General features: G+C 72.0%; 23 protein-coding genes. 9 read left to right on the top strand and 14 right to left on the bottom strand.

All coding sequences use genetic code 11. The features are described from left to right. Positions 1 to 863: 863 nt before the first annotated feature. The 6 genes from Dsi01nite_RS01875 to Dsi01nite_RS01900 form a co-directional block, all read right to left on the bottom strand. Positions 864 to 1811 carry a formylglycine-generating enzyme family protein gene (locus tag Dsi01nite_RS01875; RefSeq protein ID WP_203844220.1) on the bottom strand — a complete coding sequence of 316 codons (948 nt, stop codon included), beginning with the start codon at positions 1809 to 1811 and terminating at the stop codon, positions 864 to 866. Continuing rightward, positions 1808 to 3328 carry a sulfatase family protein gene (locus Dsi01nite_RS01880; RefSeq protein ID WP_308442001.1) on the bottom strand — a complete coding sequence of 507 codons (1521 nt, stop codon included), beginning with the start codon at positions 3326 to 3328 and terminating at the stop codon, positions 1808 to 1810. Before Dsi01nite_RS01880 ends, Dsi01nite_RS01875 begins: the two co-directional genes overlap by 4 nt. Further along, a complete protein-coding gene (locus Dsi01nite_RS01885; RefSeq protein ID WP_203844222.1) occupies positions 3292 to 4299 on the bottom strand; it encodes an aliphatic sulfonate ABC transporter substrate-binding protein in 1008 nt (335 codons plus the stop codon). Before Dsi01nite_RS01885 ends, Dsi01nite_RS01880 begins: the two co-directional genes overlap by 37 nt. Then, positions 4296 to 5078, bottom strand: a complete 783-nt coding sequence (locus Dsi01nite_RS01890; protein WP_203844223.1) for an ABC transporter ATP-binding protein — start codon at positions 5076 to 5078, stop codon at positions 4296 to 4298. Before Dsi01nite_RS01890 ends, Dsi01nite_RS01885 begins: the two co-directional genes overlap by 4 nt. After that, complete coding sequence (locus tag Dsi01nite_RS01895; protein ID WP_203844224.1) at positions 5075 to 5854, bottom strand: ABC transporter permease; 780 nt, start codon at positions 5852 to 5854, stop codon at positions 5075 to 5077. The genes Dsi01nite_RS01890 and Dsi01nite_RS01895 overlap by 4 nt, the downstream gene beginning before the upstream one ends. Before the next feature lie 85 nt (positions 5855 to 5939). Further along, positions 5940 to 7076 (bottom strand): ROK family transcriptional regulator, encoded by a 1137-nt coding sequence (locus Dsi01nite_RS01900; protein WP_203844225.1) that lies wholly within the window; start codon positions 7074 to 7076, stop codon positions 5940 to 5942. A gap of 97 nt (positions 7077 to 7173) precedes the next feature. Between Dsi01nite_RS01900 and Dsi01nite_RS01905 the strand changes: the two genes are divergently transcribed. Further along, on the top strand, positions 7174 to 8019 hold the full coding sequence (locus Dsi01nite_RS01905) for an RNA polymerase subunit sigma-70 (protein WP_203844226.1): 846 nt from the start codon (positions 7174 to 7176) through the stop codon (positions 8017 to 8019). A 58-nt stretch (positions 8020 to 8077) separates the two neighbouring features. After that, the gene (locus tag Dsi01nite_RS01910; protein ID WP_203844227.1) at positions 8078 to 8833 is read left to right on the top strand and encodes an SDR family NAD(P)-dependent oxidoreductase; all 756 of its coding nucleotides are present in this window, start codon (positions 8078 to 8080) and stop codon (positions 8831 to 8833) included. Positions 8834 to 8837: 4 nt separating this feature from the next. Here the strand turns inward: Dsi01nite_RS01910 and Dsi01nite_RS01915 are convergent, their stop codons facing one another. Together Dsi01nite_RS01915 and Dsi01nite_RS01920 are read right to left on the bottom strand one after the other, a co-directional pair. Continuing rightward, on the bottom strand, positions 8838 to 9608 hold the full coding sequence (locus Dsi01nite_RS01915; RefSeq protein WP_203844228.1) for a permease prefix domain 1-containing protein: 771 nt from the start codon (positions 9606 to 9608) through the stop codon (positions 8838 to 8840). Continuing rightward, positions 9605 to 9937, bottom strand: coding sequence for a PadR family transcriptional regulator (locus Dsi01nite_RS01920; RefSeq protein ID WP_203844229.1), 333 nt, complete (start codon positions 9935 to 9937; stop codon positions 9605 to 9607). The genes Dsi01nite_RS01915 and Dsi01nite_RS01920 overlap by 4 nt, the downstream gene beginning before the upstream one ends. Positions 9938 to 10005: 68 nt before the next feature. On the opposite strand from Dsi01nite_RS01920, the gene Dsi01nite_RS01925 reads away from it, so the two are divergent. Beyond that, a complete protein-coding gene (locus Dsi01nite_RS01925; RefSeq protein ID WP_239135643.1) occupies positions 10006 to 10767 on the top strand; it encodes a sulfite exporter TauE/SafE family protein in 762 nt (253 codons plus the stop codon). A gap of 36 nt (positions 10768 to 10803) precedes the next feature. Here the strand turns inward: Dsi01nite_RS01925 and Dsi01nite_RS01930 are convergent, their stop codons facing one another. From Dsi01nite_RS01930 to Dsi01nite_RS01955, 6 genes are read right to left on the bottom strand one after another with little or no spacing between them, the layout of a single operon-like run. Continuing rightward, positions 10804 to 11928, bottom strand: a complete 1125-nt coding sequence (locus Dsi01nite_RS01930) for an LLM class flavin-dependent oxidoreductase (RefSeq protein ID WP_203844231.1) — start codon at positions 11926 to 11928, stop codon at positions 10804 to 10806. Beyond that, positions 11928 to 12965, bottom strand: coding sequence for an LLM class flavin-dependent oxidoreductase (locus Dsi01nite_RS01935; RefSeq protein ID WP_203844232.1), 1038 nt, complete (start codon positions 12963 to 12965; stop codon positions 11928 to 11930). Before Dsi01nite_RS01935 ends, Dsi01nite_RS01930 begins: the two co-directional genes overlap by 1 nt. Continuing rightward, the gene (locus Dsi01nite_RS01940; RefSeq protein WP_203844233.1) at positions 12962 to 14047 is read right to left on the bottom strand and encodes an LLM class flavin-dependent oxidoreductase; all 1086 of its coding nucleotides are present in this window, start codon (positions 14045 to 14047) and stop codon (positions 12962 to 12964) included. Before Dsi01nite_RS01940 ends, Dsi01nite_RS01935 begins: the two co-directional genes overlap by 4 nt. Further along, on the bottom strand, positions 14040 to 15389 hold the full coding sequence (locus Dsi01nite_RS01945; RefSeq protein ID WP_203844234.1) for an NtaA/DmoA family FMN-dependent monooxygenase: 1350 nt from the start codon (positions 15387 to 15389) through the stop codon (positions 14040 to 14042). The genes Dsi01nite_RS01940 and Dsi01nite_RS01945 overlap by 8 nt, the downstream gene beginning before the upstream one ends. After that, positions 15386 to 16540, bottom strand: coding sequence for an LLM class flavin-dependent oxidoreductase (locus Dsi01nite_RS01950; RefSeq protein WP_203844235.1), 1155 nt, complete (start codon positions 16538 to 16540; stop codon positions 15386 to 15388). The genes Dsi01nite_RS01945 and Dsi01nite_RS01950 overlap by 4 nt, the downstream gene beginning before the upstream one ends. Next, complete coding sequence (locus Dsi01nite_RS01955) at positions 16537 to 17382, bottom strand: glutathione S-transferase C-terminal domain-containing protein (RefSeq protein WP_203844236.1); 846 nt, start codon at positions 17380 to 17382, stop codon at positions 16537 to 16539. Before Dsi01nite_RS01955 ends, Dsi01nite_RS01950 begins: the two co-directional genes overlap by 4 nt. 240 nt (positions 17383 to 17622) lie before the next feature. On the opposite strand from Dsi01nite_RS01955, the gene Dsi01nite_RS01960 reads away from it, so the two are divergent. The 6 genes from Dsi01nite_RS01960 to Dsi01nite_RS01985 all read left to right on the top strand — a co-directional run bounded on the left by Dsi01nite_RS01960 (position 17623) and on the right by Dsi01nite_RS01985 (position 24600). Beyond that, positions 17623 to 19245 carry an ABC transporter substrate-binding protein gene (locus Dsi01nite_RS01960; RefSeq protein WP_239135617.1) on the top strand — a complete coding sequence of 541 codons (1623 nt, stop codon included), beginning with the start codon at positions 17623 to 17625 and terminating at the stop codon, positions 19243 to 19245. A 2-nt stretch (positions 19246 to 19247) separates the two neighbouring features. Beyond that, complete coding sequence (locus Dsi01nite_RS01965) at positions 19248 to 20168, top strand: ABC transporter permease (protein WP_203844238.1); 921 nt, start codon at positions 19248 to 19250, stop codon at positions 20166 to 20168. A 6-nt stretch (positions 20169 to 20174) separates the two neighbouring features. After that, positions 20175 to 21059: an ABC transporter permease gene (locus Dsi01nite_RS01970; protein ID WP_203844239.1), complete on the top strand. Its 885-nt coding sequence runs from the start codon at positions 20175 to 20177 to the stop codon at positions 21057 to 21059. 1 nt (position 21060) lies between these two features. Continuing rightward, on the top strand, positions 21061 to 22656 hold the full coding sequence (locus tag Dsi01nite_RS01975) for a dipeptide ABC transporter ATP-binding protein (RefSeq protein WP_203844240.1): 1596 nt from the start codon (positions 21061 to 21063) through the stop codon (positions 22654 to 22656). A gap of 13 nt (positions 22657 to 22669) precedes the next feature. Beyond that, positions 22670 to 23368 carry a GNAT family N-acetyltransferase gene (locus Dsi01nite_RS01980; RefSeq protein ID WP_203844241.1) on the top strand — a complete coding sequence of 233 codons (699 nt, stop codon included), beginning with the start codon at positions 22670 to 22672 and terminating at the stop codon, positions 23366 to 23368. Positions 23369 to 23523: 155 nt separating this feature from the next. Further along, the gene (locus tag Dsi01nite_RS01985) at positions 23524 to 24600 is read left to right on the top strand and encodes a LacI family DNA-binding transcriptional regulator (RefSeq protein ID WP_203844242.1); all 1077 of its coding nucleotides are present in this window, start codon (positions 23524 to 23526) and stop codon (positions 24598 to 24600) included. The last annotated feature ends 155 nt before the right edge of the window (positions 24601 to 24755 follow it).

Consider the following 24755-nt stretch of genomic DNA (forward strand, 5'->3'; position numbering starts at 1 on the left):
CATGATCCACCGCCGTCGAGGTCATCATTCGGTGCTACAACACCGCCGTTGGTCAACGAACGAAACCATCGATCACTGAACCGGTCGGTACCAGCGCCCAACCGGCGATCACCCGCACCCGCCCATGATCAAAGGAGCCCCGTGGCCATGCGCGCAGCCGTGCGGGCGGCCACCCGGCGACTTCGATCAAGCACGGGGACGGCGAACCACGGCGCGACCGGAGAACATGCATGATCCGGAAGACTTCCCGCCGCCCGCACGACGCAAAACGTTGCGGATCACGATCAATCCGCACAGATCGATGACTAGACCGGGGGTACCAACGCTCAACCAGTGACCTCCCGCCTCGCCCATGATCGAAGGAGCGCCACGGCCGTGCGGGCGGCCATCCGGCGACTTCGATCAAGCACGCAAGATCGAAAGATCCCGGTGCGGGCCGTGTCGGCGCCCCGACCTGGGTGATTTGTCGGGAGTTCTTGAGCCAACGACGGTGTGGCACCACCGAATGATGACCTCGACGGCGGTGGACCATGTGAGTGCGGACCTGGCTTGGGATCACCGCAAGACGGCAGTCACGGTGACCACGCCACCCTGTCGCACGGCCGAAGGCCGGGCGGTGCCATCAAGTCCCCGCGCCTGGAGCTGAATATTTGAAGGGCATGACGACCAGAACGCGCGAACCGCAACCACGGCCCCTGAAGCGGCGATCACCCCGCCCCTGCCCATGATCAAAGGAGCGCCGCGGTCGCGTCCACGACCACCCAGCGAATGATGACCGCGACGGCGCTGGATCATGTGGGTGCGGACCTGAAGGGCATGACGAGCGCCGCCCGCGAACCGCAACCAAGGCCCCGAAACGGCGATCAGGCAGGCAGGATCGAAAGATCTGCCGACGACGGTGTGGCAGCGCTGACGGTGCGGAAGCCGGCGTTGCCCATCGAGGAGTCCGGGGTGTTGCTGGAGCGGGCCGCGTTGCGGTAGCGGTTGCAGTAGGAGTCGTGACACAGGTAGGAGCCGCCGCGCAGCACCCTCGCGACGCCGGTGACGGGGCCGGGCGGGGCATGCAGCGGGGATCGGGTGTAGTAGTCGGCGGCGAACCAGTCCGCGCACCACTCCCAGACGTTGCCGACAGCTTGCCACAGGCCGTAGCCGTTGGGGTGGTACGTGCGCACGGGCGCGGTCGCCTTGTAGCCGTCCTCGGCGGTGTTGTGGACCGGGAACTCGCCCTGCCAGATGTTGCACGGCCAGTCCGAGACGTCCACTGTGGAGCCCCAGGGGTAGCGGTCGCTGGCGCGGCCGCCGCGGGCGGCGCACTCCCACTCCGCCTCGGTCGGTAGGCGGCGGCCGGCCCAGGCGCAGTAGGCCTGGGCGTCGTGCCAGCTGACGTGGACCACGGGGTGGTCGGGGCGGGCGGTGGAGCCGGGGCCGTCGGGGTGTGCCCAGTCGGCGCCGCGGACTCCGAGCCACCAGGGGGTCGCCGGGGCGGCGCCGACGATGTCGGCGTCGGCGCTGACGAAGAGGTGGAAGACGGCGGACCAGCCGTCGGCCTCGGCGGTGGTGCGGTAGCCGGTGGCGGCGGTGAACGCGGCGAAGTCGGCGACGGTGACCGTGGTGGCGTCGATGCTGAACGCGTCGAGCCGCACGTCGTGGACCGGGCCTTCGCCGTCCGGGCGGATGCCGTCGCCGTGCGCGTCGCCCATCGCGAACGTCTGCGCCGGCACGTGCGCCTGTTCGATCCCGTGCGAGCCACCACTGTGGACGGACGATGGCGGAGAGCGGGACGGGAACGCGGGTTGGCAGCAGTCGGTCATGGTGTGTACGAGGCGTCGTCGAGCCCGCTGAGCGTCGGGTCGTGCCGCAGCGACCCGACGTCGTACATGGAGGCCATCCAGTGGTGGAAGTTGTCGCCGCGGTCCCGCAGCAGCGTGTAGAGCCGGTGCAGGAGCCGGGCCCGCACGGCCGTGAGCTCCGGCCGCTCGTACAGGTTGTGCAGCTCGTCCGGGTCGGTGTCCAGGTCGTACAACTCGTTGGTGGAGTCGGGGTTGACGACCAGCTTGTAGCGCTGTTCGCGCAGCATCCGTTGCGGGTACGGGAAATGGTGCCCGTGGAACTCGGCCACCACGTCCGGCGCCCAGTCGGGGGTGCCTCCCTGGACCAGTGGTAGCAGGCTGCGGGAGTCGACCGTGGCCGCCGACGGGATGCCGGCGAGGTCCAGGATGGTGGCGGTGCAGTCGGTGAGGCTCACGAACTCGTCGCGGACCTGCCCGGCGGGCGCGCCCGGCACCCTGACGATGCCGGGCGTGCGGTAGATGTCCTCGTACATGGCCGGGCCCTTGTCGTGCAGCCGGTGCGAGCCGGTGAACTCGCCGTGGTCGCAGGTGAAGAACACCGACGTGTCGTCGCGCAGCCCCAGTGAGTCCATCGCGGCCAGGACCCGGCCGAGCTGCTCGTCGATGAGCGTGACGTAGCCCCAGTAGACGGCGATGAGCTTGCGGGTGACCTCGAGCGGCATGGTGTCGAAGGTCCAGTGCGCGCTGTAGTTGCGCTGCACCGGCGGTTTGCCGACGAAGGTCTCCGCGATCGATTTCGGAAGCTCCACATCGGACGGGTCGACCAGGTCGAAGTACTCGTCGGGCACGATGTAGGGCAGGTGCGGGCCGAAGAAGTGCAGCGCTGTGAAGAACGGTTTGCCGTCGGCCGCGTAGCGCTCCAGCATCTCGATGGTGCGGGTGGCCAGGTAGTACTCGAAGGTGGCCTCGACCGGCTGGTGCAGCCGCGCGGCGAGGAGGTTGCCCGGCCCGCCGTTGGGCAGGGTCCCCCGCACGTGGTCGCTGATCCGGTACGGCGGCAGCCCCCGCGACTCCAGGTACGACAGGTAGTCCGGGTGGTCGACCGGGTTGTGCCAGCCCGGCAGGTGCACGCCGTCCAGGCCGTAGTCCGCCGGGTGCTTCGCGGTGCCGGCGTGCCACTTGCCGACCAGGCCGCAGTTGTACCCGTTGGCCCGCAGCGCCTGCGGGAACGTGAACGTGCCGTCGGGCAGGTCCTCGCTGTAGCCGACGTTGCGCTCCTGGTTGGCGAGCAACTTGTGCCGGAACGGTGCCTGCCCGGTGAGCAGGCTGGCCCGGGCCGGGGTGCAGATCGCCGTCGGCGTGTACCACCGGTCGAACCGGGTGCCGCTCCGGGCCAGCTCGTCCAGCACCGGGGTCCGCGCGAGCGCGTTGCCGTAGGCGCCGAGCGTGTCCACCCGGTGCTGGTCCGTCATCAGGAACAGGATGTTGCGTGGTGCCGTGGTCACTTGGCGGCCGCCGCCTTCGATGCCGCTGTCCACAGGTCGCCGAGGTAGTAGGTCTTCGGGTCGACCGGCGCCTTGAGCTTGCCGGCGCTGACGAAGAAGTCGCCCATGCCGGTCAGCCACGTGCCGACGGTGCCGTCCGCGGTCGCGGCGTCGAGCTCCTTGGTGGTCAGCGCCTTGCTGTTGGCCGCGTCGGCCTTCACGGCGGCGACCTCCTGCTTGAGCAGCTCCGCGGTGGCGGCGATCGTCTCGTCCGGGTGGGCGGCGCGGTAGTCGGTCGCCTCCCGGAGCACCTGGAGCACCTTGGTGACGGCGGCGGCCTTCTCCGCGACGACCTTGTTGCCGGCGACGAACGCGTTGGGGAAGGACACCTTGCTGGCGAAGTCGTCGTTCTTCGCGAGCTCGACCAGGTCCGGCACGGTCTTCTTGATGGTGGAGATCGCCGGGTACCAGAAGCCGGCGGCGTCGATCTGCTTCGACGAGAACGCCGAGACGAGCGTGGAGGCGTCCAGCGGCACCCGCTGGATGTCCTTGTTCGTCATGCCGGCGGCCTGCAGCGCGAGGGTGAGGATCATGTCGCCGGAGGTGCCCTCGGGGACGCCGACCTTCTTGCCGCGCAGCTGCTGGATGGAGGTGATGCCGGGCTGGGCGATGACCCGGTCGGCGGCGCCGAGGGTGTTGATCGCGATGATCTTCGCCTGGCCGGACGCGGGCAGCCAGAAGGCGCCGGGGCCGATGTAGCCGAAGTCGAGGTCGCCGGACTGCAGTGCCTGCACCTGCACCGGGCCGTTGGTGAAGACCTTCACCGTGGCGTCGATGCCGTACTTCTTCCACAGGCCCTGCTTCTCTGCGACGGCGAGGAGGCTGGTGCCGTTGTAGTCGCCGATGTAGCCGAAGGTCACCCTGGTCGGCGCACCTGCCTTCGCGGGCTCGTCGGAACCACAGCCGGCGACGCCGATCAGGGTTGCCGCTGCCAGTACCGTGGCAAAACCGCGACGCGAGATCATGAGGGTTTCCTCTCCTGGGCAGGCTGGTGATAGACCGCGCTCCAGACGCGGTTGCGCAACCGGCTGAAGTCCGGGCCGAGCCGGACCTCCTCGGTGCGTGGGAACGGCAGGTCGACGTCGATGACCTCGACGATGCGGCCCGGGTTGGCGGCCATGACGACGACCCGGTTGGCGAGGAACACCGCCTCGTCGACGTCGTGGGTGACGAACATGACGGTGCGCTTCTCGCGGCTCCAGGTGTCCAGGAGCTGCTCCTGCAGCCGCACCCGGGTGAGCGCGTCGAGGGCGCCGAACGGCTCGTCCATCAGCAGGATGGACGGGTCGACGGCGTAGGCGCGGGCGATGGCGCAGCGCTGCTTCATGCCGCCGGACAGCGTCTTGGGCAGCGCGTCGGCGAACTGGGTCAGGCCGACCAGGTCGATGAAGTGCTCGGCACGGCGGCGGCGCTCGGCCCGCGGCACCCCCGCGGTCCGCAACCCGAACTCGACGTTCCTGCGCACGGTCAGCCACGGGAACAGCGCGAACTGCTGGAAGATGACGCCCCGGTCGGGCCCCGGCCCGGTGACCGCCTGCCCGCCGACGAGCGCCTGCCCGCCGGTCGGGTGGTCGAGGCCGGCGACGATGTTGAGCAGGGTGCTCTTGCCGCAGCCGGACGGGCCGACGATGGTGACGAACTCGTTGTCGGCCACGTCGAGGGAGACGTCGCCGAGCGCGACGAAGTCCTTGCCCTGCAGCGGGAACGTGCGGGCGACGCCCCGGATGGAAATGCGAGTGGTCATCGGCGTTCCTGCCAGCCGGTGGCGCGCCGCTCGACGAGCAGCAGCAGCCGGTCCATCAGCAGGCCGAGCACGCCGATGCTGATCAGGCCGACGAAAATGGTCGGCAGGTCGTAGTACAGCTGGGCGCTCTGCATCCGGTAGCCGAGTCCCTCCTGGGCGGCGATGAGCTCGGCGGCGACGAGGGTGGCCCAGGACGAGCCGAGGCCGACCCGCATGCCGACGAGGATGAACGGGGTGGACGCGGGCACGACGACCCGGGCGAAGATGACCCGGGTGGGCGCGCCGAGCACCCGGGCGGCGTTGATGAGGGTCCGATCGACCCCGACGACGCCCTGGAACGTGGCGATGACGCAGGCGAGGAACGCGGCGAGGAAGATGACGAACAGCTTCGGGGTCTCGCCGATCCCCATCAGCACGATCGCCAGCGGGATGATCGCGAGGGGCGGGATGGTGCGGAAGAACTGCACCCACGGCTCGATCAGCCCGCGGGCCACGGTGTACCAGCCCATCAGGAACCCGATCGGGACGGCCAGGCCGGTGCCCAGCGCGAAGCCGATCAGCACCCGGCGCAGGCTGGCCAGGATGTCCGCCTCGAGAGTGCCGTCGCCGAGCAGCTCGACGGCCTTGTCGAGCACGGCCGGCGGCGTCGGCACCGTCGGGTCCGTGGTGGCGTAGATCCACCACGCGGCGAGCCCGGCCGCCGCCGAGACGGCGTTGAGCACCCACACGCCGCGGCGGCGCGGGGTCGCTCTCGTGGTGCCACCGACGACGCTCATCGGCGTCCCGGTCTGGTCATGGCGCTCTCCTCAACGACGGGCAGGGTGCAGTGCCCGTCCACGCGGGACGGTCTGTGCGGAACGCTCAGTGGTAGCCGGCGAGCAGCGGGGTCTGCCGGTACAGGGCGGCGATGGCACCCAGGGCACCGTCCTCGTCGCCGAGGCGGGCGGCGCGGACCACCCGGGGCGTGGCGGTGCCGGCCCGTTCGGCGATGGTGGCGGCGACCCGGTCGACGACACCGGGCCAACATCGGGTGAGCCGCCCGCCGACGACGATCTGGGCCGGGTCGAGCACCAGCGCCGCGGCGGCGAGGACCTGCCCGACGGCGACGGCGGCCTCGTCGAGCACCGCCGCCGCGACCGGGTCGCCGCGCCGCAGCGCCGCCTCGAGGTCCTCGGCGGTGTGCACGGCCAGGCCGCGCCGGCGGCAGGTGCGCAGGACCGCCGGCACCGACGCGACGGTCTCCAGGCAGCCGTGGCGGCCGCAGCGGCAGGGATCCGGCTCCGCGCCCGGGCCGGTCGCCGGGACATGGCCGAACTCACCGGCGACCCCGTGCCCGCCGGTGACCAGCCGCCCGCCCACGACGAGACCGCCGCCGATGCCGTCGGCGAGCCGGATGTACAGCACGTCCTGCAGGTCGGGACCTTCGGTGATCGCCTCGGCGAGCGCGGCGAACCTGGTGTTGTTGTCGGCGATGACCGTCGTGCCGAACCGCTCCCGGAACGCCTGGGCGACCGCCGGCTCGGCCGGCCGGGGCCCGGCGACCCCGACACCGACGCCCTGCAGGGCGCGGAAGCTGACCCCGGAGCCGGTGCCCACGTCGTCGATCAGGTCGAAGGCGATCGCGACCCGCTCCGGCCAGCCGGTGTCGGGCCCGTAGGTCTGGTGGCCGGCCGCCATCACCTCGTGGGCGGCGTCGGCGACGGCGATGCGGACCCGGGTGTGCCCGAGGTCGACGCCGAGGAACTGCCCTGACGACGGGTCGAGCGTCAGCAGCTCCGCCGGCCGGCCGCTGCCGGCGCGCAGGCTCGCGTCGGTGTCGACGACCACGACCGCCCCCCGGGACAGCAGGTCGCCCGTGATCTCCGACAGGGTGGTGCGGGACAACCCGACCTTCGCGGCGATCTGTCCCCGGCTGAGGGCGCCGTGTTCCCGCAGGACGCGCAGGACGCGCTCCTCATGCGTGCGCCTGACCAGCGCGTGAACACCCTCAACGGACACGATTGACACCGTAGGGCGGATGGAATTTTTCCGTCAACCCTCCGACAGAATGTTCCCCAGTAATGTAATGGGAAATACATGATTTTAGGCTGGGCGGGTGACGTTCGAGGAGCTCACCGGCCCGCTGCGGGGCGAGCTGCTCGCGCACTGCTACCGGATGCTGGGCTCGCTGCACGACGCCGAGGACGCGGTGCAGGAGACGTACCTGCGAGGCTGGAAGGCGTTCCCGCGCCTCGACGACCCCGCCGGGGTGCGCCCGTGGCTGTTCCGGATCGCCACCAACCGCTGCCTGAGCATGCTGTCTTCGAAACCGCTCGCGGTTTCCGACGGCGGCGAGCCGCTCTGGCTGCAGCCGTTGCCGGACGCGCTCACCGGCGTCTCGGTGGAGCTGGCGTTCGTGGCGGCCCTGCAGCATCTCCCGCCCCGGCCGCGGGCCGCGATCCTGCTCCGCGAGGTGCTCGGCTTCTCCGCCGCGGAGACCGCCGGGCTGCTCGACACCACCGTCGCCGCCGTCAACAGCGCCGTCCAGCGGGCCCGCAAGGCACTGCCCGCCCCGGACCCGACACCCCCACCTCCGTCGGTGCGCCGGGTCGCCGCCGCGTACCGCGCCGCGTGGGAGGCCGGCGACGTCGACACCATCGTCGGCATGCTGGCCGACGACGCCAGGTATTCGATGCCTCCGCTGCCCGAGGTGTACGACGGTGCCCCGGCCATTCACACGTTCCTCCTCGAAGGCCCCTCCCGCCACCGGTGGCGGTTCCTGCCTACCGCGGCGAACGGGCGGCCGGCGTTCGGCACGTACCTGCTGTCCGACGGTCGCTTCGAGGCGGCCAGTATCGACCTGGTGACGGTGCGGGGGTCGCGGGTCACCGAGGTGGTGTCATTCCTCGGTCCGGCGCTGTTCTCCGCCTTCGGCCTGCCGGAGTTCCTCGAAGCGCGATGATTTTCTCCGCCGGGCCGGGTTGTACCAGTGACGGATGCATCCACCTGGAAGGAACATCATGCTGCTGGCAGGGAAGAACGCGATCATCTATGGGGGCGGCGGCTCGATCGGCGGTGCCATGGCCAGGGCATACGGCCGGGCCGGCGCGCGGGTGTTCCTCGCTGGGCGCACCCTGGCCACCCTGTCCTCGGTGGCCGAGGAGATCCGCGCGGCCGGTGGGAGCGCCGACACTGCCGTCGTCGACGCCCTCGACGAGCACGCGGTCGAATCGCACGCGGCGGCCGTCGTCGCCGCGGCCGGCCGGATCGACGTGGCGGTCAACGTGATCGCCGACGCCGACGTGCAGGGCACCCCGGTCCTCGACATGGCCGTCGAGGACTACCTGGCGCCCGTGGTGCAGTCGGTCCGCTCGAAGTTCATCACGTCCCGCGCCGCCGGCCGGCACATGGTCCGCCAGGGCGGCGGCGTCCTGCTGTTCTTCGGCGGCGCCGGCGACCCACCGCGCGACTTCCACCTCGGCGGGTTGCAGGCCGGGTTCGCGGCCGTCGAACACCTTCGCCGCCAGCTGGCGGTGGAGCTCGGAGCGCATGGTGTACGGGTGCTGACCCTGCGCACCGGCGGCGTGCCCGAGGTGATCCCGGCGGACGTCCCCGGCCGCGCCGCCATCGAGGCGAGCATCACCGGCCAGACCCTGCTCGGCCGGCCGGCGACGCTGGAGGACGCCGGCAACCTCGCCGTCTTCGCCGCGTCCGACCTGGCCCGCACGCTGACGGGCACCGCCCTGAACATGTCCTGCGGCGCGATGCTCGACTGACGCCCTATGTGGCCCGGCGCGCCTTTCGCACGGCCACGACGGCGATCACCCCGGCGAGCAGGCCGGCCACGAAGTAGCTGAGGGTCCAGTTCTGCATGCGTGCGGAGGCGCCGACCACGCCGTAGAACGCCAGCAGGAGCGCCACGAACCCGAACGGCACCGCGAACGCCAGCCCCAGTGTCGGACCCGCCGGCGTCCAGGCGGCCGTGCCGAGCGGGGTCCAGCGGCGTGCCACGACCAGGGCGACCAGCAGCCCGATGCCGATGAGCGCCACCACGGCGAACGGGAACCGTGCACCACCGACCGGCACCCGGTCGAGCTGACCGAAGTAGTGCCCGGCACAGTCGAGCCCTGGCTCGCTCGGCACCCAGGGTCGCTCGCACATGTTCCGGTCACGGCCGAACCGGTCCGTGGCGACCAGCAGCTGGGCGAACGGCCGGCCGAGCAGCCAGGTGAGGACGCCGCTCGTCCCGTACCAGGCCAGGGCGGCACCGGCGACCGCCCACCCGCCGACGGCGGACCTGCGCAGCGCGGCCCGCAGGCTCGCCGGTGCGGGCGGGACCTGCCGGGCGATCTCGGCGGCGGCGCCGAACCTGGCCACCGCGTCGCGCTCGGCGGTCTCGGGATCCAGGCCACGGCCGATGCCGTCCTCGGTCGCGGCGAGCAGGTGGCTCTCGGCCTCGGCGAGCATCCGGCGGCCGGGTGCGCCGGTGCCGGCCAGCCGGTCGAACATCTCGTCGAGATACCGCTCGACCGGGCTCTGCGCCGTGGTCATGCCGGCACCGGCCCGGCGGCGGGCCCGAGCACCGACTGCACGCCGCTGACGAAGCTGCGCCACTCGACCTGCTTCGCGACCCGCGCCTGCCGGCCGTCGCTGGTGAGTGCGTAGACCCGGCGGCGGCGGGGCACGGCCGGCTCCCAGTGGCTCACGACGAGGCCTTCGCGCTCCAGCCGGTGCAACGCCGGATAGACGGTGCCCTCCGGCAGGTCGAACATCCCGTCGGAGCGGTCCCGCAGCGCGGCGATCAGGGCATAGCCGTGCACCGGGCCCCCATCGGCCAGCACGGCGAGCAACAACAGGTCGAGATGACCCCTGACGTCCATACCTAGGCAACCTAGGTATAGCCGCTGTCGATGTCAACCGCACCGGTACCGTCACCACCGTGCGGATCATGTTGCTCGTCCTGGCCGGGATGCTCGGCGGCGTGATCGGCACCGCGGGCGGCATCACGTCGCTCGTGACGTATCCCGCGCTGCTCGCCGCCGGCCTGGGCCCGCTGCAGGCGAACGTCGCCAACACGGTCGCGCTGATCAGCGGTGCGGTGGCGTCCTCGGCCGCGTCCCGGCAAGAGCTGCGGGTGCACCGGCGGCGGCTGCCGTGGTGGGCCGCCGTCGCGGTGATCGGCGGCACCGGCGGGGCGGTGCTGCTGCTGGTCACCCCGCCTGGGGTGTTCGCGTGGCTCGTGCCGTTCCTGATCGCGTTCGCCGCGGCCCTGATCCTGATCCGCCCCACGATCGACGAACCGGCCGCAGCCGCGGCCGCCGGCGAAGACACGGCGGTGGCCGGCTGGCAGCGGGTCGTTGCCGCGGTCGCGTTCTTCGGCGTCTGCGTCTACAGCGGATACTTCGGTGCCGGGTCGGGCATCCTCACCCTCGCCATCGTGCTGCTGCTGGTCGAGCCGCACCTGGTCCGGGCCAACGCGGTGAAGAACGCGCTCACGGCCTGCGCCGACATCGTGCCGGCGGCCATGTTCGCGGTCGTGGCCGACGTCGCCTGGTGGGCCGTCATCCCCCTTGCGGTCGGCTCGGGCATCGGCGGCGCGCTCGGCCCCGCGATCACCCGCCGCGCCGACCCGAAGGTGCTGCGGACGGCCGTGGCGGTGATGGGGTTCAGCCTCGCCACCTGGCTCCTCTACCGGGCGACTTCCCCATGATCCGGTAGATCCTGTGTACCCAGGGGTGCACAGGATCTACCGGATCATGAACCATTCCTTGGCGAGCAGTTCGAAGGAGCGGACGCGGTCGGCGTGGTCGTGGGTGATGGTGGTGACGAGCAGTTCGTCGGCGCCGGTGGCCCGCTGCAGGGTCTGCAGCTTGGCGACGACGGTGGCCGGGTCGCCGACGAACTGGGTGTCGAGGCGGTCCTGGACGAGGGCCTGGTCGTCGTCGGTCCACGGGGTGGCGGCGGCCTCGGCCGGGGTCGGGAAGGGGATCGCGCCGGCGCCGGTGCGGATGCTGCGGACCCAGTGCCGGTAGGGCGAGGCGAGGTGCTGGGCGGTCGCGGTGTCGGCAGCGACCACCACGTCGGCGGAGACGACGACGTACGGGCGGTCCAGCACCGGGGACGGGCGGAACGCGGCGCGGTAAGCAGACACGGCCTCCAGGACGCTTGCCGGCGCGACGTGGTAGTTGGCCGCGAACGGCAGGCCCCGCTCCCCCGCGACGGTGGCGCTCTGCCCGGCGCTGGAGCCCAGGATCCACAGCTCGACCTTGGCGCCCTCGCCGGGGGTGACGTGCACGTCGAGGCCGTCGCGGGCGTAGGTGCCGGCGATCAGGGCCTGGATGTCCTCCACGACGTCGGCGAAGTCGGGTGACACCGCGCCCGGCTGCTGCAACAGCGCGCCGAACAGGGCGAAGCGCGGCTGCCCGGCGAGCCGGGCGAAGTCGAACGGCGGCGGGATGAGCAGCCCGTCGACGACCTTCGCGGGCGGTGGGGGTGGGGGCGGCGTGGACCGGGCCGCGAGCGCCTCGGTGCGACGCTGGCCGGAGCGGCCCAGGCCGAGGTCGAACCGCCCGGGGAAGACCGCGTCGAGCAGGCCGAACTGCTCCACGACGGACAGGGCCGTCTGGTGGCCGACCTGGATCGCGCCGGAGCCGACCCGGATGCGGTCGGTGGCGGCGGCGATCAGGCCGATGAGCACGGCCGGTGCGGCGCTGGCCACACCGCCGGCGAAGTGGTGCTCGGCGACCCAGTAACGCTGGTAGCCGAAGGACTCGGCGCGCCTGGCGAGGTCGACGGTGTTGCGCAGGGCGGCGCCGGCGTCGCTGCCCGAGCTGATCGGGGCGAGGTCGAGGACGGACAGGGGTACGGTCATCACTGCACCGCCAAGGGTGGGAACGGGCGACTGGGGATCTCGCGGCGCAGCACCGGGGCGACCTCGGCCTGGAAGAGCTCCAGGGAGCCGCGGTGTTGCTTGTCGGTGAGCCCGTCCGCGTCGGCCTGCACGTGCATGACCTCGTGGCCGAGCCGCTCGTGGTAGCGGTGGACCTTGTCGATGATCTGCTGCGGGCTGCCGACGAGGATCGAGCTGCGTTCGATCGCGTCCTCCAGGGTGTGGAAGACGGGTTCGACGCCAACGCGTTTGAACAGCTCCAGGCGTTTGTTGAAGATCGGCCGGTAGACGTCGATCGCGTCCTGGGACCGTTCGGCCACGTACGTCCCGGCGGAGCCGGCGCCGACCAACGCCGCAGAGGCGTCGTGGCCGTGGAAGGCGAGCCGTTCCCGGTAGTACGCGACCAGCGAAGCGTAGGGCTCGACCGGGTTGGTGACGTTGGCGGAGAAGAGCGGGTCGCCGTGCAGCGCGGCGAGCTCGACGGAGGCCTTGCTGGTGGCGCTGCCGTGCCAGATGCGGATGTCCGGCTGCAGTGGGCGGGGCCACGCCTCGGCCTCGTCCAGCGACGGGCGGAACCGGCCGGACCAGGTGACCTTGTCCTGCCGCCACAGCTTTGTGAACAGCTCGTAGCCCTCGCGGTTGCGGTCCCACTGGTCGTCGGTGGTGACGTGGAACAGCTTGGCCTGCGCGGCGCCGTTGCCCTTGCCGACGATGAGCTCGAGCCGCCCGCCGGAGAGGTTGTCCAGGGTGGAGTAGTCCTCGAAGGCGCGGACCGGGTCGAGCAGGCTCAGCGTCGTCACGGCGGTGAACAGCCGGATGATGCTGGTCCTCGCCGCGATGTGGCTGAGCACGACCGGCGGCGAGGAGGAGATGAAGGGCCGCTCGTGGCGTTCCCCGACGCCGAAGCCGTCGAAGCCGAGCTGCTCGGCGAGGACGGCGTTGTCGACGACCTCCCGGAGCCGTTCGCGGGCCGGTTTCACGCCGTCGGTGACGATGAGGGTGATGGCGAGGAACTTCATTGGCGCAGGACTCCTTCGGCGAACGTGTACGCCTCTTCCAGGTGCGGGTAGCCGGACAGGATGAACTCGTCGATGCCGACGGCACGGTATTCGTCGATGCGTGCGGCGACCTCGGTGTGGCTGCCGACGAGGGCGGTGCCGGCGCCGCCGCGGACCAGGCCGATGCCGGCCCACAGGTTGGGGGCGACGACGAGCCGGTCGCGGTCGCCGCCGTGCAGGTCCAGCATCCGGCGCTGGCCGACGGATTCGAGGCTGCGCAGGCTCTCCTGGCGCGCGCGGATCGTCTCGTCGTCCAGTCCGGCGATCAGGCGATGGGCCGCGTCCCAGGCATCGTCGGCGGTGGCGCGGGTGATGACGTGCAGCCGGATGCCGAACCGCAGCGGCCGGTCGGCGACGGCCCGGACCGCCGCGATCTTCGCAGCGACGGCGTCGACCGGTTCGCCCCAGGTGAGGTACACGTCGGCGTGCCGGGCGGCGAGCTTGATCGCGGCGTCCGACGACCCGCCGAGATACACCGTGGGAACAATGGAAGGTGGCTCGCGCAGGAGCCCACCCTCGACATCGAAAAAGAGCCCGTGATGGTCGAAGCGGGCACCCGCCCAGGCGGCGCGCACCACGTCGAGGAACTCCGAAGCGCGTTCGTAGCGGGCGTCGTGGTCCAGGGGGTCGCCGTAGCCGCGCTGCTCGGCGGCGCTGCTGCCGATGACGACGTTGAGCAGGAGGCGGCCGGAGGACAGCCGCTGGAACGTGGCGGCCATCTGCGCGGCGAGGACCGGGGTGATGAGCCCGGGCCGGAACGCGACGAGGAACTTGAGCTTCCTGGTCGCGGCGATCAGCGCGGCGGTGGTCAGCCACGCGTCCTCGCAGTGCACGCCGGTCGGGGTGAGCACGCCGGCGTAGCCGAGCTGGTCGGCGGCCCGCGCGATCTGGGTCAGGTAGTCCAGGGTCGGCGCCCGGTGGGTGGCGGAGCGGGGCAGCGGCGCCGTGTCCTGCGCGCCGATGATCCCCCCGTGGGTGCCGGCGCCCACCGCGTGGTCGTCGCCGCCGGTCGGGAGGAACCAGTGGAAGACCGGGTCAGACATGGTCGAGCCCGAGGTGCCCGCGCAGCGTCGTGGTGGTGTAGTCGGTGCGGAACACGCCGCGCTCCTGCAGCAGCGGCACCACCCCGTCGACGAACTCGTCGAGACCGCCGGGCACCAGGTGCGGCACGAGGATGAAGCCGTCGGCCGCGTCGCTCTGCACGAACTCGTCGATGGTGGCCGCCACGCTCGACGGGGTGCCGATGAAGGTCTGCCGGCCGGTCACCTCGATGATGAGGTCGCGGATGCCGAGCCCCTTCTCCGAAGCGAGGTCGCGCCACTGCCGGGCGGTCGCCAGGGGGTCGTCGAAGAGCCGGGTGCGGCCCTTGATGATGGAGTCGTCGTCCAGGACCGGGTCGAAGACCGGCAGCGGCCCCTCGGGGTCGTGGTCGCTGAGATCCTTGTTCCACAGCTGCTCCAGCAGCAGGATCGCGGTCTGGGGACTGACCTGCTGGCGGCGGATGTGGTGGGCTTTCTCAACCGCTTCCTCGGTACTGGTACCGAGGACGAACGTGCTGGCCGGCAGGATCTTCAGCTGGTCGGGGTGCCGCCCGTGGCGGGCCATGCGGCCCTTGACGTCGGCGTAGAACGCCCTGCCGGACTCGAGGGTGCCGTGCCGGGAGAAGATCGCGTCGGCGTCGCGGGCGGCGAACTCGCGGCCCGGGTCCGAGTCGCCGGCCTGGATGATCAGCGGCCGGCCCTGCGGGCTGCGGGGCACCGTGAAGTGCCCCTGGATGTCGATGTGCTGCCCGCTGTGGACGAAGTGACCGGGGTCGCCGGTGCGGGTGAAGACCCCAGCTGCACGGTCGGCGGTGACCTCGTCCGCGGGCCAGGTGTCCCACAGCTCGCGGGCGGTGTGCAGCACCTCGGCGGCGCGGGTGTAGCGGTCGGCGCGGTCGAGGTAGCCGCCGCGGCGGAAGTTCTCCCCGGTGAACGCGTCGGAGGAGGTGACCACGTTCCAGCCGGCCCGGCCGCCGGACAGGTGGTCCAGCGAGGCGAGCTTGCGGGCCAGTTCGTAGGGCTCGTTGAAGGTGGCGTTGACGGTGCCGGTGAGCCCGAGGTGGGTGGTGACCGCGGCGAGGCCGGCGAGGACGGTGAGCGCGTCTGGCCGGCCGACGACGTCCAGGTCGTGGATGCGGCCGCGCTGCTCGCGCAGCCGGAGGCCCTCGGCGAGGAAGAAGAAGTCGAACTTGCCGCGTTCGGCGCTCTGCGCGAAGCGCCGGAACGAGTCGAAGGCGATCTGGCTGCCCGCCGCCGGGTCGCTCCACACCGTCGTGTTGTTCACGCCGGGGAAGTGCGCCGCGAGGACGACCTGCTTCTGTGGTTTCCCCGAAAACTTCGTCATGCGGTGACCTCCGTGCGGGCGTAGCGGTTCTGCGCGGCGGGCAGGCCGAGGTGCCCGCGCAGGGTGGTGGCGGTGTAGTCGGTGCGGAAGGCGCCCTCGGCCCGCAGCAGCGGCAGCAGGTCGTCGACGATCGCCGAGAGGTCGGCGGGCAGCACGCCGGGGCGCAGCCGGAACCCGTCGAGGCCGGTCTCCCGCCAGGACAGCAGCAGCTCCGCCAGCCCGGCGGCGTCGCCGGTGTAGACGTGGGCGTCGCTGGTGTACGGCGCGCCGTCGACCTCGTCGAGGCGGGCCTTGCGCTCCGGGTCGAGGAACACGACGACGTCGGCGAAGACCTTGGCCGGGCCGAGCGAGCGGACCTCGGTGACGATCTCGGCCGCGTTCGCCACGCTGGTCGGCGTCACGTAAACGATGTCGGTGCCGAGGTCGTAGCCGGCGCGGCTGTGGGCGAGAGCGGTGACGATCGGCTGGCCCTGCGGCGGGCGCGGCGTGATCGACGGTCCCTTGACGCTGAACTGCGCGCCGGCGAAATCGATGTAGTGCAGCTTGTCCCGGTCGACGAACCGGCCGGTGGCGACGTCGCGGATCTCGGCGTCGTCCTCCCAGCTGTCCCAGAGCCGGCGGACCACCTCGATGTGGTCGGCGGCCTCCGCGAACAGCTCGGCGATGTGCGCCTGGACGGCGGGCTCCTCATGACTCGCCAGGTCGAACGCCGGGAAGGTGCGGCGGCCGAAGTGCGCGGCCTCGACGGCCCGGCCGGACACCTGGGCCCGCCATCCGGCCCGGCCGGTGCTGAGGTAGTCGAGGGTGGCGAGCTGGGTGGAGACGTGGAACGGCTCGGTGTGGGTCACGGTCACCGTCGGCACCAGGCCGATGTGGGTGGTGACGGGCGCGACCCGGGCCGCGATGAGCAGCGCGTCGAGCCGCCCCTTGACGTGGTCGGCCCGCCCGTCGAGCCCGTCGTAGCGGCCGGACTGCAGGCCGAGGGAGTCCTCGATGGTGACGAAGTCCAGCCTGCCGCGCTCCGCCAGGCGGACCAGGCTCAGCCAGTACACCGGCGAAAAGAGCGCATCAGGGAGCGCGGACGGATCCCGCCAGGCCGCGGGATGCCACCCCGCGCCGTCCAGCGCGACTGCCAGGTGCAACTCGCTCATGCGGGGATCCCTTCGGGGCGGTCCACCGGGGCGTCCCAGTCGAGGAGCTCGCCGGCCTGCCCATAGGTGGTGAAGTCGGTGGTGTCGCGGAACGCCGGCACGGTGTACAGGTCCCGCGCGTAGTCCCACAGGTGGGGGAAGTCGGCGAGGCGAAGCTCGAGACGCACGAGGGTGACGTACAGGCGGATGTCGGCCTCGGTGATCGCGGGGCCGAGCAGGTAGCGGCGGGTGGCGAGCCGCTCGTCCAGGGTGCCGAGGGCGTCCAGGAAGGCAGTACTGCCGGGGGCGCCACGGTTGACGGCGGGGTTGAGCCACGCGTCGAGCTGCTCGATCTCCTCGCGGTGCGCCTCCGGGTAGGTGTCGATCACCGGGGTCGCCACGTGCCGGAAGCGGGTGGCGAAATCGATGCCGATGCCCTTGAAGTCGTTGCTGACCACCTGGGCGGTGCCGCGGTCCCACAGCGTCGGGACCGAGACGTGGCCGTCGAAGTCCTCCTCGGTGGCCTCGTACGCCTGGCGCAGCAGCGTGAAGCCGTTGACCGGGTCGGGTCCGTAGCGCTCCCGGAACGCCCACCCGCGCCCGTCGCGGACGTTGTCGACGTAGGACACCGTGACGACGTCGCGGAGGCCGGCCAGGGCATGGGCGATCGTCACGCGCTGCGACCACGGGCAGAACCACCCCGCGTAGAGGTGGTAACGGCCGGGTTGTGGATCGTCCACTACATGTCCGGCGAACCGGTACAGCGGGCGAGGGTCGTCGGGGCGTTGCGGGATGCGGTATTCGCCATGGGCCGTCGTGTCAACTGGGCTGGCCAGACGGCTTGAGCGCGGCAATTTCGGCATGGAGGTCCTCCGTGGATCCGGAGCCAGATAGCCGACCAATCCTACGTGGATACTAGGAATTTATCCAGAGGTACGTGAGAAGGCCGACAGGACTGCCCATCGACCGTTGACAGTCACGCACAGCCACTGCTGCACTGGCCCCAACGAGACGCTGACCACCCGCCGGCTGCTGCCGAAGTGCGTGATGGCGGCTCCGAACGATCGCGAACCCGGTCGCGAACTCCCCACTTGAGGATGTCCATGCGTAGATACCTCGCGTCCCTTGCCGTCGCGGCCTTACTGCTCGGCGGGTGCAACGGCGCCGCCGCCGAGGACCCCGCCGCCGGCAACAGCGCGCCCGTCCAGGGCGGCAAGCTCACCTGGGCGATCGAGACCGAGCCGATCACCTTCAACCCGCACCAGTACGCCCAGGCGAAGGCCCGCCTGCTGGTCTGGAACAGCTTCGAGGCGCTGCTCACCCACGACGACAAGGGCGGCTACCTGCCGTGGCTGGCCACGGCGTGGGAGGCGTCCGCCGACGGGCTCACCTACACGTTCAAGCTCCGCGAGGGCGTCACGTTCCACGACGGCGAGAAGTTCGACGCCGCCGCCGTCAAGGCCAACCTTGACCAGCTTCTCGTCGCCGGCTACAACCCCGGTGTCGCCTCGACCCAGCTGAAAAACTTCAAGGACGCGGAGGTCGTCGACCCGAAGACCATCGCCGTGCACCTCAAGCAGCCCGACGTGCTCATCCTGGACTTCTTCGCCTCGCCGCAGGGCGCGCAGGTGTCGCCGAAGTCGCTCAAGAGCCCCGACCTGAAGGCCGGCGGGCCGTCCGTCGTCGGCACCGGGCCCTTCATCCTCGACCGCTACACGAAGGGTCAGGAGGTCCACTACAAGAGGAACCCGGCTTACGCGTGGGCCCCGTCCAACGCCGGCCACCAGGGCCCCGCCTACCTCGACGAGATCACCTACCGGTTCCTCAAGGAGTCCTCGGTGCGCGTCGGCGCCCTGACCTCCGGCCAGGTCGACGTCATCGAGGGTGTCCCCGCGACCGAGCAGGAGCTGGTCAGGAGCGACCCGAACCTGACCTTCGCCAAGCAGCTCAACAGCGGCACCGCGTACAACCTCTACTTCAACCAGACGCACGCGCCGTTCGACGACATCCGGGTCCGCAAGGCGTTCCGGGACGCGGTCGACGTCGACGCGGTCCTGCAGGGGGTGTACCGCGGCACCGCGACCCGGGCGTGGAGCATCCTGAGCCCGTCCAGCCCGTTCTACGAGGCGTCGGTCGAGAAGACCTACGGCAACAACCCCGCCGAGGCCAACAAGCTGCTCGACGAGGCCGGCTGGAGCGCGAAGGACAGCGAGGGCTTCCGCAGCAGGGACGGCAAGCGGCTCACCGCCCGGATCGTGCTGTCGGCGCCGTTCGTGCGGGACAAGCGCGACATCCTCGCCCAGGCCGTGCAGGCCGCGGTGAAGCAGACCGCCGGCATCGACCTGCAGGTCAAGGTCGTCGACCAGGGCACCGCCGCGGACGCCCTGGCCAAGGGCGAGTTCGAGGTCTTCGACAACTCCCGCGCCGACACCGAGGCCGGCGCCGCGCTCGGCCTGATCGTGCCGAAGGGCGCCCCGATCAACCGGCACGGCTTCTCCGACCCCGAGCTGGAGAAGCTGATCGTCGAGGCGCAGGCCACCAGCGACCCGGCCAGGCGCAAGGCGGCGTACTCGACCATCCAGAAGGTCTACACCGACCAGGCGGTCCTGCTGCCGCTGTACGCGCCGGCGGACCAGGTCGCGGCGCAGAAGAAGGTCGGCGGGGTGGGCTTCGAGCCGACCGCGGGCGTGCCCGGCAGCGCCTACACCGTGTGGATCGGCAAGTAGCGATGCTGAAGCCGATCCTCAGGCGGCTCGGCAGTGGGGCGGTGGTCCTCTGGGCCGCCGCCTCCGCGGCCTACCTCGCGCTGCGGCTCGCCCCGGGCGACACCGTCGACACGCTCGTCGGCGACGGCCCGGACACGCCGCAGATCCGCGCCCAGATCGCCAGGGACCTCGGCCTCGACCGGCCGGCGGTGGTGCAGTACGTCGACTACCTGTGGCGGCTGCTGCACGGCGACTTCGGCCGCTCCTACGTGCTGCAACGTCCCGTCGTGGACATCATCGGCAGCCAGGTCTGGCCGACGGTGAAGCTGACCCTCCTGGCCACCGCGTTCAGCGCCGTCATCGCCGTCGGCCTCGCGATCGTCACCGCCGGGCGGGCCCGCTGGCTGCGCGGCCTCGTCTCCGGCATCGAACTGTCCATCGTGTCCGCGCCCGGGTTCCTCATCGGCATCCTGCTGCTGAGCGTGTTCTCCTTCCAGCTCGGCTGGTTCCCCGTCTCCGGCGACCGGGACGCGTCCGCGCTGGTGCTGCCGGCCGTGGCCCTCGCGCTGCCGATCGGCGGGCTGCTCAGCCAGGTCATCCGCGAAGGCCTGGAACGGGCCCTGGACGAGCCGTTCGCGGTGACCGCCCGGGCCCGCGGCCTGACCCGGTCCGCCCTGCTGTGGCGGCACGCCCTGCGCCACGCGCTGCTGCCGGCGGTGACCCTGGCCGGCACGCTGATCGGGTTCCTGCTCAGCGCCGCGGTCATCGTCGAGCGGGTCTTCGGCCGGCCCGGCCTCGGCGAGGTCGCCACCGAGGCGGTCAACAACAAGGACATTCCGGTGGTCCTCGCGGTCGTGATGCTCGCCGCCGCCATCTACGTGGTGCTCAGCACCCTCGCGGACCTGGCGTATCTGCTCATCGACCCGCGCCTGCGGAAAGGCTGACCCGTCATGTCGATCGCCCTGCCCGAACAGGCCACGTCGCCGGTGGCGGCGCTCGCCCCGCACCCGGACCCGGCGCCGTCACGCGGCCGGCGGTTCGCGCCGGGGCTGGCGGCCGCGGGGGTGGTGCTGCTGCTCGTCGCCGTGGCCACGGTCGCGCCGCGGCTGCTCACCGGCACCGACCCGCTCGCCGCCGACCCGTTCCACGCCCTCGAGGGCCCGAGCGGCGCGCACTGGTTCGGCACCGACCAGCTCGGCCGCGACGTCTTCACCAGGGTCGTGCACGGTGCCCGGTACTCCCTCAGCATCGGCGTCATCTCGACGCTGCTGTCGGTGCTCTCCGGCGGCATCCTCGGCCTGGTCGCCGGGCTGTCCCCGCGCGCCGTCGACGAGGTGCTCAGCCGCGCGCTCGACGTGCTGTCGGCGTTTCCGGAGGTGCTGCTGGCGCTGCTGTTCATCGCGTTCACCGAGCCGGGCACCCCGAGTCTCATCATGGCCATCGCCTTGGCGTTCGCGCCCCGGTACGGCCGGATCGTGCGCGCCCAGACGCTGCTGGTCCGCCGGTCCGGTTACGTCGAACAGGCGGTCACGTTCGGGCTGTCCCGGACCCGTCTGGTGTGGCGGCACATCCTGCCCAACGTGCTGGGCCCGCTGCCGATCCTCGCCACGATCGGACTCGGCAGCGCGATCGTCAACGCCTCCGCGCTGTCGTTCCTCGGCATGGGCCCGCAACCGCCGTCGCCGGAATGGGGCGCGATGCTCTCCGAGAGCCGCAACTACCTGCGGGTCGCCTGGTGGGCGGCGATCCTGCCGGGCGCGACCCTCACCATCACCGTCATCTCGCTGACCGCCGTCGGCCGGCGGCTGCAACGCCGCTTCGAGGGAAGGCGCTGACATGGCCGCACTCGTCACCGTCAACGACCTGCACGTCACGTTCCCCGGCGGCGGCACCGGTCCCGTGCACGCCGTGCGCGGCATCAGCTTCACCGTCGAGCGCGGCGAGTGCGTCGCCATCGTCGGGGAGAGCGGCTCGGGCAAGAGCGTCACCGCCCGCAGCCTCGTCGGGCTCGCCGGCCCCTTCGCCGAGGTGCGGGCGGCCGCCCTCGAGGTCGACGGCCGCGACACCGGCGGCTACACCGACCGGGACTGGCGCCGCCTGCGCGGCCGGGTCGCCGGGCTGGTCCTGCAGGACGCCCTCGTCTCCCTCGACCCGCTCAACACGGTCGGGCAGGAGATCGGCGAGGTGCTGCGCACCCACCGGGTCGGGGTCGCCGCCACCCGCGACGCGCAGGTCACCGCGCTGCTCGACGCGGTGCACGTGCCCGAGCCGGCGGAGCGCGCCCGGCAGTATCCGCACCAGCTGTCCGGCGGGCTGCGCCAGCGCGCCCTGATCGCCTCGGCGATCGCCGCCGACCCGCCGCTGCTCATCGCGGACGAGCCGACCACCGCCCTGGACGTGACCGTGCAGGCTTCGCTGCTGCGGCTGCTCGCCGAGCGCCGCGCGGCGGGCTCGACGCTGCTGCTGGTCAGCCACGACCTGGCGGTGGTCGCCGGGATCGCCGACCGGGTCCTCGTCATGCGCGACGGGCTCATCGTCGAGCAGGGCCCGACGCAGCGGATCCTCACCGCGCCGGAGCACGACTACACCCGGATGCTCCTCGCGGCCGTGCCGACCGCCGCGTCCCGCGGGCACCGGCTCAGCAGCACCACCCGTTCACCGCTACCGGCGCCGGCCGTCGACCCTTCGCGGACGGTGCTGCGCGCCGATGGCCTGCACAAGCACTTCGGCACCCGGCACGCCGTCAACGACGTGACCTTCACCCTCGCCCGCGGCGAGATCCTCGGCGTCGTCGGCGAGTCCGGGTCCGGCAAGACCACCGTGGCCCGCATCGCGCTCGGCCTCCTCGAACCCGACGGCGGCACCGTCCACCTCGGACAGACGCGGTGGACCGGTGTGCCCGAGCGGCGGCGGCGCCCGGACCGGCGGCGGCTGCAGGTCGTCTCGCAGGACCCGCTGAGCTCGTTCGACCCGCGGTACACGGTGGAGAAGCTCGTCGCGGAACCGCTCGACCTGCGCGGTGCGGCCCGCCGGGACCGGGTCGTGGAGCTGCTCGAACGGGTCGGGCTCGGCGCCGCGCACCTGCGCCGCCACCCGCGGGAGCTGTCCGGCGGGCAGCGCCAGCGGGTCGCGATCGCCCGCGCCGTCGGCCCCCGGCCCGACGTCCTGGTCTGCGACGAGCCCGTGTCCGCGCTGGACGTGTCGGTGCAGGCGCAGGTCCTCGACCTCCTCGCCGACCTGCGCGCCGCCGACGGCACGGCGCTGCTGTTCATCTCCCACGACCTCGGCGTCATCCACCACCTGGCCGACCGGGTCCTCGTCATGCACGACGGCCGGGTCGTCGAGCAGGGGCCCGTCGAGGACGTGTTCGCCAGGCCGGAGCACCAGTACACGGCTACCCTGCTCGCCGCACTTCCCGTCCTGACCGGCTGACCGGAGAGACCACATGCACATCCTCGACAACCCGGTGTGGGCCTCGCTCGGAGGAGCACACCAGCACCTCGCCGAGCGGGTCGGCGACGCCGTGCGCTACCAGGTCGACGTCGCCCCGTTCGTCACCGTCGCCCCCGACGCTGGCCCGGGCGTCTGGGCCGACGTGGCCGCCCTCGCCGGGCCCGGCGCCGTGGTCACCCTCACCGGCACGGTGCCGGCCCCGCCGGCGGACTGGGAGGTGGTCCTGGAGGCCGGCGGCGTGCAGCTGCTCGACGTCGCGCTGGAGGCCCGGCCGGACCCGGAAGCGGTCCGGCTGACCGCCGCCGACGTGCCGGAGATCCTCGACCTCGTCGAACGCACCCAGCCCGGGCCGTTCCGGCAGCGCACGATCGAGCTCGGCACGTACCTCGGGATCCGCCGCGACGGCAGGCTCGTCGCCCTCGCCGGTGAGCGGCTGCACCCGCCCGGCTGGACCGAGATCTCCGCGGTGTGCACCGACGCCGAACACCGTGGCCAGGGCCTCGCCACCCGGCTGGTGCGGGCCGTCGCGCACGGCATCCGCGCCCGCGGCGAGCACCCGTTCCTGCACGCCGCGGCGACGAACACCAACGCGATCCGGCTCTACGAGTCGATCGGCTTCGAGCTGCGCCGGCGCACCACGTTCCGCGCGGTGCGGATCCCGTCCGACGCCCTGGTGGGAGATGCGGCCTGACGCGCCACGCCATCGAGGTCGACGCGCCGGACCTCGTGGACGGCGCGGTGTGTACCGGACCGCCTACGAGGGCGGCACGCTCCGCGAGCATCTGGAACTGCCGCCCGGGTGAGCCTGTACCCTCACGTGCAGTGCACGACAGATGGGGAGCACAGGTGGCCGCAGCAGCGAAGGACACCGGCGCCGAGGCGGCCGGCCAGGCGCGGGTCACGATCCGCCAGGTCGCCGTCCACGCCGGGGTGTCCGAGGCCGCGGTGTCCTATGCGCTCAACAACCGGCCCGGCGTGTCCGAGCAGACCCGCGCGCGCGTCCTCGCCGCCGCGCGGGACCTCGGCTGGGCGCCCAACATCGCCGCCCGGTCGCTCGGCACCGCCAGGGCGAACGCGGTCGGGCTGGTCCTGGTCCGCCCGCCACGGGTGATGATCGTCGACTCCTGGTTCACGCAGATGCTCAGTGGGGTCGAGGCCGAGCTCAACCGCAACGACATCGCCCTGGTGCTGCACCTGGTCGACCGGATCGACGACACCATCGACGTGTACCGCAAGTGGTGGGCCGGCCGGCACGTCGACGGCGTGATCCTCACCGATCTGCGCAAGGACGACCCGCGCCTGGACGCCCTGGTCGAGATCGGGCTGCCCGCGGCCGTGATCGGCGGCAAGCCGGGGCTCGTCGGGTGCAGCACGGTCGACGCCGACGTGTCCGGCACCGCCCGCGCCATCGTCGGCTACCTGCGGGCCCTCGGGCACCGCACGATCGCCCGGGTCGCCGGCACCGAGGAGCTGTTCCACACCGGGCAGCGCGACGCGGCGTACCTGGACGCGCTGGACCACTCGGGCCTGGACCGCTCCCGGTATCGCGTGGTCTACACCAACTACAGCGCCGTGGACGGCATGCGCGCGATGCGCGAGCTGATGAGCGGCGCCGAGCCGCCGACCGCCGTCGTGTTCGACAACGACGTGATGGCCGCCGCGTCGCTGAAGGTGGCGCACGAGATGGGCCTGGCGGTGCCGGAGGACGTGTCGGTCGTCGCCTGGGACGACTCGGACCTGTGCCAGATCACCGTGCCGGCGATCACCGCCGTGCAGCAGACGCCGGCGCACCAGGCGGAGCTCGCGGCGCGGGCCCTGCTCGCGACGATCAACGGCGGCGAGATCAGCCACGTGACGATGCAGCCGGGGATCCTGACGGCGCGCCAGTCGACCCGGCCGCTGCGCGCGGGCCGTTCCGCCTGACGGCGTTTCGCAAGCGGCCGCGTTCGCAAGCGGCCGCGTTCGCCAGCGGCCGCGTTCGCCAGCGGCCGCGTTCGCCAGCGGCCGCGTTCGCAAGCGGTTCAGCAAGCTACTGTTGACACTCCTAACACCTCCGTTTTAGGGTCGTGCTTCGCCTA

This window comes from Dactylosporangium siamense (assembly GCF_016862795.1).
Lineage (GTDB): Bacteria > Actinomycetota > Actinomycetes > Mycobacteriales > Micromonosporaceae > Dactylosporangium > Dactylosporangium siamense.